Annotated in this window: 15 protein-coding genes and 2 tRNA genes; 11 read left to right on the plus strand and 6 right to left on the minus strand. The window is 57.4% G+C overall.

Annotation, left to right across the window (positions count from 1 at the left end):
• Nucleotides 1-128 precede the first annotated feature (128 nt).
• Nucleotides 129-569: a VOC family protein gene (locus C5748_RS19085; protein WP_105743513.1), complete on the minus strand. Its 441-nt coding sequence runs from the start codon at nt 567-569 to the stop codon at nt 129-131.
• Nucleotides 570-854: 285 nt separating this feature from the next.
• On the opposite strand from C5748_RS19085, the gene C5748_RS19090 reads away from it, so the two are divergent.
• From C5748_RS19090 to C5748_RS19110, 5 genes are all read left to right on the plus strand, one after another.
• On the plus strand, nt 855-1,436 hold the full coding sequence (locus C5748_RS19090; protein WP_105743514.1) for a cold-shock protein: 582 nt from the start codon (nt 855-857) through the stop codon (nt 1,434-1,436).
• Between the two features lie 143 nt (nt 1,437-1,579).
• Nucleotides 1,580-2,059, plus strand: coding sequence for a DUF192 domain-containing protein (locus C5748_RS19095; RefSeq protein ID WP_105743548.1), 480 nt, complete (start codon nt 1,580-1,582; stop codon nt 2,057-2,059).
• 79 nt (nt 2,060-2,138) lie between these two features.
• Nucleotides 2,139-2,870 carry an alpha/beta fold hydrolase gene (locus tag C5748_RS19100; protein ID WP_425350279.1) on the plus strand — a complete coding sequence of 244 codons (732 nt, stop codon included), beginning with the start codon at nt 2,139-2,141 and terminating at the stop codon, nt 2,868-2,870.
• A 123-nt stretch (nt 2,871-2,993) separates the two neighbouring features.
• The gene (gene cysE / locus C5748_RS19105; RefSeq protein WP_105743516.1) at nt 2,994-3,818 is read left to right on the plus strand and encodes a serine O-acetyltransferase; all 825 of its coding nucleotides are present in this window, start codon (nt 2,994-2,996) and stop codon (nt 3,816-3,818) included.
• A gap of 104 nt (nt 3,819-3,922) precedes the next feature.
• Nucleotides 3,923-4,132 (plus strand): DUF3126 family protein, encoded by a 210-nt coding sequence (locus tag C5748_RS19110; protein WP_105743517.1) that lies wholly within the window; start codon nt 3,923-3,925, stop codon nt 4,130-4,132.
• Between the two features lie 14 nt (nt 4,133-4,146).
• Here the strand turns inward: C5748_RS19110 and C5748_RS19115 are convergent, their stop codons facing one another.
• Nucleotides 4,147-4,872, minus strand: coding sequence for a hypothetical protein (locus C5748_RS19115; protein ID WP_105743518.1), 726 nt, complete (start codon nt 4,870-4,872; stop codon nt 4,147-4,149).
• Nucleotides 4,873-5,030: 158 nt separating this feature from the next.
• Between C5748_RS19115 and C5748_RS19120 the strand changes: the two genes are divergently transcribed.
• Nucleotides 5,031-5,558, plus strand: coding sequence for a gamma carbonic anhydrase family protein (locus C5748_RS19120; RefSeq protein WP_105743519.1), 528 nt, complete (start codon nt 5,031-5,033; stop codon nt 5,556-5,558).
• Between the two features lie 100 nt (nt 5,559-5,658).
• Here the strand turns inward: C5748_RS19120 and C5748_RS19125 are convergent, their stop codons facing one another.
• The 3 genes from C5748_RS19125 to C5748_RS19135 form a co-directional block, all read right to left on the minus strand.
• On the minus strand, nt 5,659-6,177 hold the full coding sequence (locus C5748_RS19125) for a transglutaminase-like cysteine peptidase (RefSeq protein WP_425350280.1): 519 nt from the start codon (nt 6,175-6,177) through the stop codon (nt 5,659-5,661).
• A gap of 365 nt (nt 6,178-6,542) precedes the next feature.
• Nucleotides 6,543-7,148, minus strand: a complete 606-nt coding sequence (locus tag C5748_RS19130) for a PilZ domain-containing protein (RefSeq protein WP_105743521.1) — start codon at nt 7,146-7,148, stop codon at nt 6,543-6,545.
• 100 nt (nt 7,149-7,248) lie between these two features.
• Nucleotides 7,249-7,893 (minus strand): PAS domain-containing protein, encoded by a 645-nt coding sequence (locus tag C5748_RS19135; RefSeq protein WP_158259897.1) that lies wholly within the window; start codon nt 7,891-7,893, stop codon nt 7,249-7,251.
• Nucleotides 7,894-8,401: 508 nt separating this feature from the next.
• Between C5748_RS19135 and C5748_RS19145 the strand changes: the two genes are divergently transcribed.
• The gene (locus C5748_RS19145; RefSeq protein ID WP_425350277.1) at nt 8,402-9,148 is read left to right on the plus strand and encodes a rhomboid family intramembrane serine protease; all 747 of its coding nucleotides are present in this window, start codon (nt 8,402-8,404) and stop codon (nt 9,146-9,148) included.
• Between the two features lie 130 nt (nt 9,149-9,278).
• Nucleotides 9,279-9,710, plus strand: coding sequence for a CBS domain-containing protein (locus C5748_RS19150; protein WP_105743525.1), 432 nt, complete (start codon nt 9,279-9,281; stop codon nt 9,708-9,710).
• Between the two features lie 11 nt (nt 9,711-9,721).
• Here the strand turns inward: C5748_RS19150 and rlmB are convergent, their stop codons facing one another.
• On the minus strand, nt 9,722-10,582 hold the full coding sequence (gene rlmB / locus C5748_RS19155) for a 23S rRNA (guanosine(2251)-2'-O)-methyltransferase RlmB (protein WP_105743526.1): 861 nt from the start codon (nt 10,580-10,582) through the stop codon (nt 9,722-9,724).
• Between the two features lie 235 nt (nt 10,583-10,817).
• Between rlmB and C5748_RS19160 the strand changes: the two genes are divergently transcribed.
• The 3 genes from C5748_RS19160 to C5748_RS19170 form a co-directional block, all read left to right on the plus strand.
• Nucleotides 10,818-10,902 (plus strand) — tRNA-Tyr (locus C5748_RS19160).
• Between the two features lie 25 nt (nt 10,903-10,927).
• Nucleotides 10,928-11,001: transfer RNA gene (locus C5748_RS19165), tRNA-Gly, on the plus strand.
• Between the two features lie 122 nt (nt 11,002-11,123).
• Nucleotides 11,124-11,910 (plus strand): elongation factor Tu (locus tag C5748_RS19170; RefSeq protein ID WP_105743527.1); only part of this gene is annotated, 787 nt, incomplete at its 3' end.

Raw genomic sequence — 11,910 nt, forward strand, 5'->3', positions numbered from 1 at the left:
TCTGGGGTAGGGGAATAGGGGAGTAAGGCAATAGCAGTGGAAGCTTATCGCTTCGCGGCCGCTTCCGCGACCCAATTTCTCCAACTGCCCTATTCCCCTATTCCCTTACTCCCCTACTGCCATAATCTTTACCAGCTTCCGGTATTCGGCATCGATACCCAGGGCTCCTGGGGTTCGAGGCTTCCGCCCTTCTGGATGAGCTCGATGGAAATGCCGTCGGGCGAGCGGACGAAGGCCATGTGGCCGTCGCGCGGCGGGCGGTTGATCGTCACGCCCTTGTCCTGCAGCTTTTGGCAGGTCGCATAGATATCGTCCACGAGATAGGCGAGGTGGCCAAAATTGCGGCCGCCTGTATATTCCTCCGGTTCCCAATTATAAGTCAGTTCAAGCTCCGGCGCGCGTTCGGAAACGGCGCGACCCTTGTCCTCCGGAGCCGCCAGGAAGATCAGCGTGAAGCGGCCCTTCTCGTTTTCTATGCGGCGGATTTCCTCCAGGCCAAACTTGTTGACGTAGAAATCCAGCGCTTCATCTATGTCGCGGACTCGGACCATGGTGTGCAGATAGCGCATGTCGGTTCCTGTTTCTGTTGGCAAACGTTTGCGGTTGAAATTTGAACGCGCCGAGGCAACTCGGCTGCGGCATTTTTTGATATGGTGGGGTTATTGAAATCGGCAAGCCTGTCAATGGCCTATCCCCATTCTTTAGCCTTTGAAAGTTGCTCGCGAAAAATAAAGTCTGTGGTAACTGGCCAATAAACGGAAGTAGGGACTTGCCCCTTTGCGCTATGGCAGTGTTATTCTCAAGTTGAGAATCAGTTTAGATTTGACCGAGGGTGAAAGGAGGGGACTGGCGCTATGGCAGACAAATCTGTGTCGAAGGACCAGTTCCTTGGCAGCGCCTCTTCTGAGGAGATTGTCGAGCTTATAGAGGTATCCGGTTCGATCAAATGGTTTGATGTCGCCAAGGGGTATGGCTTCATCGTGCCTGATCAGCCCGGACTTTCAGATATTCTGCTGCATGTCACATCCCTGCGCAGGGATGGTTTCCAGACCGCACTCGAAGGTGCACGGGTCGTCTGCGAGGTCAAGCACGGCGAGCGCGGGCTGCAATGCTTCCGCGTCGTCTCCATGGATAGCTCCACTGCCGTTCATCCCGCGCAGATGCCGCCGCAGCGGACCCACGTCAATGTCACGCCGTCGAGCGGGCTCGAACGCGTCATCGTCAAATGGTTCAACCGCACCAAGGGATTCGGTTTCCTGACGCGCGGTGAGGGCACGGAAGATATCTTCATCCACATGGAAACGCTGCGGCGTTTCGGTCTGACTGAACTACGGCCCGGCCAGGTGGTTCTCGTGCGCTATGGCAATGGTGAGAAAGGCCTGATGGCGGCGGAAGTTCATCCCGATATCGGAACGCAGTTTCCGGCGTCGCATTGACTTTGATGAAGGCACGGCGGCGAAAGATTTGCCGCTGTCCCGATATCCCAGGAGCATTGACATCCAAGGGGCATTGACGCGTGCGGATCGATAGGCGAAAGCTTCCGATCTGTTTTGCACGCGCCATCCCCGGGTCTTTGCCGATGCCAAATTTCCTCACCATCTTCCTGCTGCTCTTTCTCGTTTTCCCTGCTCGGGCTGAGATGGCTGCGCCGATGCGGCTGCCTGTGGACGACCATCAGCTCGTTTTCGAGACTGCGAAGGGCAAGGTCTCCCTGGATGCCGAAATAGCCGATACCGATGCGGAGCGGATGCGCGGGCTGATGAACAGGACCGATCTTCCCGAGAATCGCGCCATGCTTTTCGTCTTCGATCAGACGCGCATGGTGATGATGTGGATGAAGAATACGCCGCTGCCGCTCGACATGCTGTTCGTCACCCGCGACGGCGCCATCGCCACGATACGCGAAAATACCGAGCCGTTCTCGGAAGCGGTCATATCTTCGATCGTGCCGGTCAGCTTCGTCATCGAATTGCGCGCCGGAGCGGCAAAGCGGCTGGGCCTCGCCATGGGTGACATGGTGCGCCATCCCTCGATATGTGGGCAGTGCACGGCACAATAGCACGATCTTCAATCGCAATTTTCCAGAAGGGGCCTGAGTAGTGAGCACGCCTGAAGTTCAATATTTCGAGCATGACGGCATGCGTCTTGCCTATCGCGAAGAGGGCGAGGGCGATCCTGTCCTGCTCATCCATGGTTTTGCCTCGTCCTCCTATGTCAACTGGGTATCTCCCGGCTGGTTCCAGACACTGACGGAAGCGGGATATCGCGTCATCGCCATAGACGATCGCGGTCATGGCCAATCGGCAAAGAGCCATGATTCTGCCGATTACACGCCAAGCCTGATGGCCGGCGATGCGGCAGCACTTCTCGATCATCTCGGCATCGAGAAGGCCCATGTCATGGGCTACTCCATGGGCGCCCGTATCGCAGCGTTCATGGCGCTGGAGCATCCGCATCGCGTCCGCAGCCTGGTCTTCGGCGGCCTGGGCATCGGCATGGTCGATGGGGCCGGCGACTGGGACCCGATCCATGACGCGCTCCTTACCGACGATCCGGCAACGATTACCCATCCGCGCGGCTTGATGTTCCGCAAATTCGCCGACCAGACGAAAAGCGACCGCCTCGCACTTGCCGCCTGCGTGATCACCTCGAAGGAGACCTTGAGTGCGGATGCGATCCGCCGTATCACCCAGCCAACGCTGGTCGCGGTCGGAACGAAGGACGATATCGGTGGAAATCCCCACGATCTGGCGGCCCTGCTGCCGCATGGCCAGTCGTTGGATATTCCGGGCCGGGATCACATGCTCGCAGTGGGCGATAAGGTGTTCAAGCGGGCGGTTCTGGAATTCCTGAGCGAAAACCCCATTTGAACCCTCACCATAGCTTGACCGGATTGAAGGCTGCGTTTCAGCAAATTGACGTGTCAAGCAATGCGATTTGCTCTATGTTGCTCCAAAAGAGCAAGAACAACGGCGAAAGCTGGGAGTTTTGAAATGCCCGCACAGAATACCGCCAAGATGGTGAACGTCATCGATCAGGTGGATCCGATCTGGGATGCCATCCGTGTCGAGGCCGAAGAAGCCGCGTTGCGCGATCCGCTGCTGACCGCCTTCCTCTATTCTACGGTTCTCAATCAGGACAGCCTCGAAGCAGCAGTGGGCTACCGTATCGCCGAAAGGCTGGGACATGTGGATATCGACGCGGGCATTCTGTACCAGACATTCGCCGAGATGCACCGGGCACAGCCGGAATGGTCGCAGGTTCTTCGCGTCGATGTCCAGGCGGTCTATGATCGTGATCCGGCATGCAGCCGGTTTCTCGATCCTATCCTCTATCTGAAGGGCTTTCACGCCATCCAGACGCACCGTCTGGCGCACTGGCTCTGGAAGGAAGGCCGCCAGGATTTCGCCTATTATCTGCAGAGCCGCTCCTCCTCCGTGTTTCAGACGGATATTCATCCGGCCGCGCAACTGGGCGGTGGAATATTCCTAGACCATGCGACCGGGCTGGTCATCGGCGAGACGGCAATCATCGAGGATAATGTGTCGATATTGCACGGTGTCACGCTTGGCGGAACAGGCAAGGCGGGCGGCGATCGTCATCCGAAGATCAGGCATGGTGTGCTGATCGGCGCGGGCGCCAAGATCCTTGGCAATATCGAGGTCGGGCATTGCTCGAAGGTGGCATCGGGTTCGGTGGTGGTGAAGCCGGTGCCGAGCAATGTGACGGTTGCCGGTGTTCCCGCGCGCATCGTGGGTGAAAGCGGCTGCGCGGAGCCGTCGCGCGCCATGGACCAGCGCATAAACAGCCTCGACTGATAAGATCGCCGCTATCAAAAGCGGTGACAAATTTCTTGCGGGCTTTACATAGTCGGATGCACCGTGCAACAACCCGCGTCCCAACATTGCATAGGAGAATTCGTTTGAAACCTGAAGAACTGAGAAAACTCGACGCCTATTTCAAACGAACTTTCAAGAATCCGGGCCTTGAAGTGAAGGCTCGTCCGCGTAAGGATGATTCGTGCGAGCTTTATCTCAACGACGAATTCCTTGGTCTCATCTACAAAGATGACGAAGACGGCGAACTGTCCTATAATTTCTCAATGGCAATTCTGGATATCGATCTCCAGTAATTTGAAAAGGCCGGTCATCTGGCGTCTGCCAGATGACCGGCCGCGAAGGATTTGACGGCTTCGTCAAGTGCGCGCCACTGATCCAGCAGGTCGCGCGGAAATCTGTAGAGAAGATGTAGCCCCTCACCAATCTGGATATCGCGTTCGCAGGCGCTGATCGTTTCCTTCGCAACGCTCTCCTCAAGACAGCGCGCGACGAAATCGGGGCGGTCACCTCCGGTTGGAGAAACCGCCAGTTCCTCATTGATATAGCCGCTCGCCTGACGAAAGCTGTAGAGCATCAATCCCGCCGGACCGGGCTTTCCCGGCTGTTCGATCAGTGTGGAATAGATCGGCAGATAGCGACCCGACATATCGCGCGACATGGTTCTGGCCTCGATTGAGAGGAACAGAATCTGCCGCTCTGGCGTGATGAGATTGAAATCATTGCGCGTCTTGGCGCTGTAGCCCGCCATTTCCGGCCATTTGAGGTAGAGATCGACACGATTGGCCACGCCGTCGCGGCGCTGCGTATGGAATCGAATCATATTCGATGGAATCGATAGCACGTCATTGCCTATGACGATTTCGCGGACCGTCGTGTCATCGGTATGGCCACCCTTGGCGATGGTCGAACCGAAATATCGCCCGCCGAGATTGATGGCTGCCGAAAGGACGGCAAGGCCGAAGAATACATAGAACACGCGCGCGAAAAAGCGGCTTTCGGTGATCGCGATTCCCGTTTGTGCCGCGCTTTGCATAGCCTGCTCTGATCCGCCCGTCCAACCATCCCAATCCCGACCCTATTATTGGCTTTTATGGTTAATACCCCGTGAATTGCCGGGCGGCGAACTTGCGGGTCCGTTGTCCCTCGGCCATCCTCTCCCGTACAGAAAAACGCTCAAAACGGGAGAGCCCCATGTCCATCTATGCGTTGGACGGTCACCAGCCGGAATTCGATGATCGCCAAACGAACTGGATCGCGCCCGACGCAACGCTGATCGGCAGGATCAGGCTGGGGAAGGGCGCCGGCATATGGTTCGGGGCGGTGTTGCGCGGCGACAATGAACCGATCGTGATCGGCTGCAACACCAATGTTCAGGAGCACACCGTGATGCATACCGATATGGGCTATCCGCTGACGATCGGCGAAGGCTGCACGATCGGTCATCGCGCCATGCTCCACGGCTGCACGATCGGAGACAATAGCCTCATCGGCATCGGCGCTATCGTGCTCAATGGCGCGCGGATAGGAAAGAACTCGCTGGTAGGTGCGGGAGCGCTGGTGACGGAGGGCAAGGAATTCCCCGACAATTCATTGATCATCGGGGCTCCGGCCCGTGTCGCGCGCTCGCTGGATGAAAAGGCCGTCGAGCGGCTGAAGGCCTCGGCGCTTCATTATGTCGATAATGGCATCAGGTTCATGCGCGGCCTGGAGATTGTTTGATACGACGGACGGAGCCGGCCCGTGGGAGGAGCCGGCTCCTGAAACCCGGTCATGGGGACGGGTGGGGGACTCGACCGGGTTGCCGCATAAGGCTTGCGCCTTATTCGCGAATGCTGCCCACCAGGATCTGGCGGTCGTCGTCTATCGAAACCCAGACGCCGGTGTTGCGGGTCGATTGACGCTTGAGAAATTGATATTCGGTCTGGTTCCAGACCAGGACGCGCGGCTCCAGGTTGTCGAGAACGAAATCGCCGCGATCGGTGCGCATCGCCAGCACGGCATGGCCGTCGCCATTGGTCTGGCGCACGACGGTGATCAGCAAGGCATTGACTGGAACACCCGCCTGCTGCAGCAGCTTGCGCTTGAGCAGGGCATAATCTTCGCAATCGCCGTATTTCGTCGGATAAGACCAGACTTCCGGCTTGCCCCACATATCCATGTCGGTGCGCGCTTCGATGCTGGTGTTGACCTGATTGTTGATCTCGATGACCTTGCGCCACAGCTCTTGTGTCAAAGCGACCGGCTTGTCCGATCTGCTGACGATAGCGCATTCATCGGCATAGCGTTGGCAGAACTCATAATGGCCGATCGGCTGTGTGGTGCGCCCGCCCGAATTCATCCATGGGGATGGTGAGCCAATTTGCGTTGCCTGAACTGCCACTGTTCCGATCAGAAGAAAGAGGCCTGCCAAAACTGCTTTGCATGTCATCGTGTCGTCTCCGAGTTGAAGCAACAATGACATGCATAGTTTTAGGTCGCGCCAATAATGGAGCGAAAATGAAACTAAAAAACAGAGAAAACAAGTATGAAATTCATTTCAAATTTTATGCATTGAAGTAAATAACTGTAAAGATTGCTGAAGCTTCGGTTTATTGAACCGAATTCACTGCTGGGATGGACGCATATCAGCGAACTGCCCGAGAGGTTTCGGCGGTCCGGATTCAGGAGAAGCGAATAGCGGGATTGGTGCGGGACGTATTGTGGTCAGCGGAAGAGCTGATCGAGCGTCATGCGCTGTTGTACATTGGCGAATTCGATGGCGATGCCATCGTCGAAATGACGCACCACGGTTCCCCGCATCGTGCCGAGCGTAACCGACGTATGGAGCGCCGGTCGTACATCGATTTCGACGGCTGCGCCGGAAAGCGAAAGATCGATGATCCGGCAGCGATATTGTCGTCCGTCTGATATGACAAGAATATTGTTGGGATTGCGCGGCGTGATGCGTTCGTGGCGGCGGTCTTCCGGCAGATCGAGCTCGTGCTTGTTGGCAAGCCATGTCAACTGGGCGGCAAGCTTGTCCTTCTTGCGCTCCGAGGCGGTGAGGGACATGGAGAATCCGTCGGGGGTCTGCCGGAGAACGGCGCCTTCGATACGGCCGACATGATCGATATAGGCGATGATGCGCTCGCCGATTCGCCCGTTTCCCTTGCCGCGGAGAAGCGCGCTGCCCGGCGACATCTCAAGCACGATGCAAATATGCTCGGAACGATTCTCGAGCATGTAACGGCCATGGAGATTCACTTTCACCGAATGAAAGTTGTCATGCGGAATATCGCTTCCGATGTGAGTGTCTGCGATATTCTGCATTTTTCCCTGCTTTAACGTTGGCTGACGCGCAAACCGTTTATATCGGCGAGATCGTAAACGACATGAGTTAACATCGGGTAATGCAGCCGCCGTACCGCGTTCAGATTTTGCCGCCATCGAGGACGGTAAGATGGCGGATTTGGCGCGGACCGGATGCGTCGAAAAAGCACTGCGTCTCATAAGCGCGTGATACGGAGCGCAATGAAGAACCTGAAGCAACGGCCACCGCCGGGGTTTCGGCCTGCAATTGCGCACGCTTCGGGTCGAGCAGGCTGATCGAGAGCACGCTGCTTTCGACGATTCTATCCGCACCCAGCCAATAGGCGGGATCGAGCGCGATCATGGATCCTATCAGCCTGGCTTCGGAGGCGGCGCCGGCAAGCGGCAGCAGCAGGGTTTCAAAAGTCGAGCGGCGTCCCGAGAGGCTTTTAGCCTCATGGTCGATCACCGCCGCAGCCTTGCTTTCGAATACTGTGTGCAGGAGTTGATCGATGGCCGCACGGTCCTCCTCGCTCCACAGCGAAAGAAAGCTCGAATTTCTGAGTTCGCCGCCATGTATGGTGCACAGCCGCGTTCCCGCCAGGCGAAAACGTGTCTCCGCATTTTCCGGGCTCTCGAGGATAAATATATCCGGCAGCCGCCTGCGAATCGCAGCGGGCTCGATCTCGGTTCTTTCCGGGGCAGGGCGCTTCTCACGGATGCGATTCCAGTAAGCGAGAAGCTCTGCTGTTCCATCATGCTTCATCTGTGACGTCTCGTTTCCGGATAATGTGCTGTTTTGGCACATAAATTGGCTTCAATTCATCTCTGACGAAGCACGTAGCAGAAAGCGTGCCATTCCTGCGGCTACGGGACCACCTTAACCTTTTGTTCATCCACTGCGCCGGGCAGTTAAGGTTAACAAATGGTTTCTATTGCATGAAGGCCCGATCTGTGTGCAGGATAGGACATCAGAAGAAGCCTTTGTCTTTAAAGCGCTTTCTGGGTTCAAAATGATTTTGGTTACGGGTGGGAGCTCGGCCAGGCCGTTCAGGGGTAAAAGCCTGGGCGGCCTTTTCTTTTACCAAAGCCTCTCATATCTAAAGCAGGTCCAGGAAAAGTGGGAACCGGTTTTCCTGGGAAAAGCAGGAATTGCTCTCCCATCGGACGTGCGTAAAAACAAAGAATGAGAGCGGTTCTCCGATTCCATCAAAACAGGAACCGTTCTAAGGTCCTGTCTTCACGGTGGGCGCGAGCGGATGTGAACGAATCGCGTGGCCGCAACATTTCCGGAGAACGATTTGAACCGCGCACGGACATCCGAACCCGTTTTCAACATCCCTGGAATCATTCTGGTTCTGACCGGTATCTGCATCGTGGCGTTCCTCGCACAGAATTATGTGCTCGACGACCAGCAGAACCTCTGGGTCATGATCAATTTCGCCTTTTGGCCGGTGCGTTTTTCACAAGGCGGCGGCTTCGACGATCCGGCGGCGTGGATGACGGCCATAACCTATTCTTTCATGCACGGCGGTTTCGCCCATATCGCCGTCAACCTGGTCTGGCTTGCCGCCTTCGGCTCGCCGCTGGCAGGGCGGATCGGCACGACCAGGATGATCATATTCTGGATCGCCACCGCCATTGCCGCGGCATTCACCCATTATGCGCTTCATCCGGAAAGCGCGATGCCGCTGGTGGGCGCTTCGGGCTCCATTTCCGGCATGATGGGCGCTGCCGCGCGCTATGGTTTTCGCCGGGTGCCCGATATGCTGCATCAAAAGGGAAAATCGGAATTTGCCGGTCCGTTGCTGCCTATTGGCGTTACGCTGACATTGCGTCCTGTCCTGGCGTTTCTCGGTGTCTGGTTTGTCATCAATCTGGTCACCGGCCTCATTTCGATAACACCAACCGAATCGGCGAGCATTGCATGGGAGGCCCATATTGGCGGTTTCATCGTCGGTTTCTTCGGCATAGCCCTCCTGGACCGTCCAAGTCCGCTGGATGCCCCGAGGCCTTATTGAACTGGCTTTAGAAGCACTTGCTTTGCCCGGCGCTTGCGCGCACCATATCTCCGTGTTGCCGGAAAAAGGGGCCGATAGGCGGAGGTGGTTCCGGTGGTTCTAGCGCGAAAGCGCCGTGAGGAGGAAAAGCATGACGGTCAGATCTATTCTCGAACGCAAAGGCCATGATGTCGTCAGCGTCACGCCTGATGCATCGATCATCGAGGCTGTCGCCATCCTGGCCATGCATCGTATCGGTGCGCTCGTCATCTGCGATGGCGAAAAGGCTGTAAAAGGCATCCTGTCGGAACGCGATGTCGTCCGCGCCATTGCCGAACAGGGACTGCAGGCCCTCGACCGAAAAGTATCGGAGTTGATGACCAGCAAGGTGCATGTCTGTCATGAGCACAATACCGTCAACGAGGTGATGGAAATCATGACGGTCAACCGCTTCCGCCATCTGCCCGTTGAGCGCGATGGCCTCCTGTATGGAATCATCTCGATCGGCGATGTGGTCAAAAGGCGCATCGAAGAGGTTGAGCGCGAAGCGGAAGACATCAAGGCCTATATCGCCACGGCGTGAGAACGTAGTTTTCAGCCCTTTGCCGCGAGATAGCGTTGCACCGCATAGAGCGAGATTGCGGCCGCGTTCGATACGTTGAGCGATTTAATCGCTCCAGGCATATCGAGCCGGGCGAGGGTGGTGACCGTTTCGCGCGTCTTCTGCCGCAGGCCTTTGCCTTCGGCGCCGAGCACGAGGGCGATCCGGTCACCATCGAGAGCCGCTTCCATCTCGCTCGGACCTTCCGAATCAAGCCCGATCGTCGTGAAGCCGAGCGCATGGATCTCATGCAGCGCGTCTGCCAGATTTCGCACCTCGATATGGGGGATGAGTTCGAGTGCACCGGATGCAGCCTTGGCGAGCACGCCTGATTCCTGGGGGCTGTGGCGCGCCGTGGTGATCAGTGCCCCTGCGCCGAAGGCGACGGCAGAGCGCAGGATCGCGCCGACATTGTGCGGATCGGTCACCTGATCGAGCACTAGAAGCAGCGAACTTTCCCTGAGGTCTGTCAGTTTTTTCGAACGAAGCGGCTCCGCTTCGATCATGACGCCCTGATGGACCGCCTCCGATCCGGTTTCCCGGTCTATGGCCTTCGGTTCGACGGTCTCGACGGGAAAGGGCAGGGAATGCGATTCTGCGATCTCCAGCCTTGCCAGGGCATTTTTCGTCACCATCATCCGGCGAATCCGGCGTTCCGAATTATCCAGCGCTGCCCGAACCGTATGCAGCCCATAGAGCCGCACCAGCCCTGCGGGCGCAGCGCTACCTTCGATTGCCGGTCTGGCTGGACGGTATTGCTGCCCGGCATCGCCCGCCTTCAGGTCGCGGTGCTGGCGGCGAAGGCGCGCATAGTGGGAATCTTTTGGTGATTTCGGTTGCTGTTTATCGTTCATGATGGTGCTTATAACCCGTTGCTTCTTCATGCGATAGAACCGCTGTTGAGCAAAAGCGCCGCAGAAATTTCAATGCGCCGCAGATGGTTGTGGAAAGTCGGTTGGTCTTTTCGCCAATCCCCTGTTGACAGGCGAATGCCTTCTCGTCATAACGCCCACCGCGGATGACCCGCCTGCCAAAACGGGCGGGGTATTCGTGCGAATGCCTAGTCGCTCAGCTCCGCTGGCAGTGACAGGAGGAGTGCCCGAGTGGTTAAAGGGGACGGACTGTAAATCCGTTGGCTTAGCCTACGTTGGTTCGAATCCAACCTCCTCCACCACTGCCGGAGTCGGAGTTACGAGTGCGCGGGTATAGCTCAATGGTAGAGCAGCAGCCTTCCAAGCTGAATATGCGGGTTCGATTCCCGCTACCCGCTCCAGATTCTCAAGGGGCGGTTTGGCGTGTAAGGAATTAACGGACGGGCGGTTCGCCGCTCCATAAACATCGGGCCGGGAATACCGGTCGGCGCAAACGGTTCTAGAAGACGAGAGAACGACGGCGATGGCGAAGAGTAAGTTTGAACGTACGAAGCCGCATGCCAACATTGGCACGATTGGGCATGTTGACCACGGCAAGACGTCGCTGACGGCGGCGATCACGAAGTATTTCGGCGAGTACAAGGCGTATGACCAGATCGACGCGGCGCCGGAGGAAAAGGCGCGCGGCATCACGATCTCGACGGCGCATGTGGAGTACGAGACGGAAAACCGGCACTACGCCCACGTCGATTGTCCCGGTCACGCCGACTATGTGAAGAACATGATCACCGGCGCCGCCCAGATGGATGGCGCGATCCTGGTGGTTTCGGCTGCCGACGGCCCGATGCCGCAGACCCGCGAGCACATCCTGCTCGCCCGTCAGGTCGGCGTTCCCGCGATCGTGGTGTTCCTCAACAAGGTGGATCAGGTCGACGATCCCGAGCTTCTGGAACTGGTCGAGTTGGAAGTGCGCGAGCTTTTGTCGAAATATGATTTCCCCGGCGACGACATTCCGATCGTCAAGGGTTCGGCGCTGGCCGCTCTGGAAGACTCCAACAAGGAAATCGGCGAGGACGCGGTGCGTCAGCTGATGGCCGAAGTGGACAAGTACATCCCGACGCCTGAGCGTCCGATCGACCAGCCCTTCCTGATGCCGATCGAGGACGTGTTCTCGATCTCGGGTCGCGGCACGGTGGTGACCGGGCGCGTCGAGCGCGGCATTGTCAAGGTTGGCGAGACGGTCGAGATCGTCGGTATCCGCCCGACGTCGACGACGACGGTGACGGGTGTGGAGATGTTCCGCAAGCTGC

It is taken from the genome of Phyllobacterium phragmitis (genome assembly GCF_002980495.1).
Classification (GTDB): Bacteria; Pseudomonadota; Alphaproteobacteria; order Rhizobiales; family Rhizobiaceae; genus Paramesorhizobium; species Paramesorhizobium phragmitis.

Coding starts and splice junctions, on each gene's coding strand:
- C5748_RS19085 (WP_105743513.1), bottom strand. CDS start 569: ATGCGCTATCTGCACACCATGGTCCGAGTCCGCGACATAGATGAAGCG.
- C5748_RS19090 (WP_105743514.1), top strand. CDS start 855: ATGGCAGACAAATCTGTGTCGAAGGACCAGTTCCTTGGCAGCGCCTCT.
- C5748_RS19095 (WP_105743548.1), top strand. CDS start 1,580: ATGCCAAATTTCCTCACCATCTTCCTGCTGCTCTTTCTCGTTTTCCCT.
- C5748_RS19100 (WP_425350279.1), top strand. CDS start 2,139: ATGCGTCTTGCCTATCGCGAAGAGGGCGAGGGCGATCCTGTCCTGCTC.
- cysE (WP_105743516.1), top strand. CDS start 2,994: ATGCCCGCACAGAATACCGCCAAGATGGTGAACGTCATCGATCAGGTG.
- C5748_RS19115 (WP_105743518.1), bottom strand. CDS start 4,872: ATGCAAAGCGCGGCACAAACGGGAATCGCGATCACCGAAAGCCGCTTT.
- C5748_RS19120 (WP_105743519.1), top strand. CDS start 5,031: ATGTCCATCTATGCGTTGGACGGTCACCAGCCGGAATTCGATGATCGC.
- C5748_RS19125 (WP_425350280.1), bottom strand. CDS start 6,177: ATGAATTCGGGCGGGCGCACCACACAGCCGATCGGCCATTATGAGTTC.
- C5748_RS19130 (WP_105743521.1), bottom strand. CDS start 7,148: ATGCAGAATATCGCAGACACTCACATCGGAAGCGATATTCCGCATGAC.
- C5748_RS19135 (WP_158259897.1), bottom strand. CDS start 7,893: ATGAAGCATGATGGAACAGCAGAGCTTCTCGCTTACTGGAATCGCATC.
- C5748_RS19150 (WP_105743525.1), top strand. CDS start 9,279: ATGACGGTCAGATCTATTCTCGAACGCAAAGGCCATGATGTCGTCAGC.
- rlmB (WP_105743526.1), bottom strand. CDS start 10,582: ATGAACGATAAACAGCAACCGAAATCACCAAAAGATTCCCACTATGCG.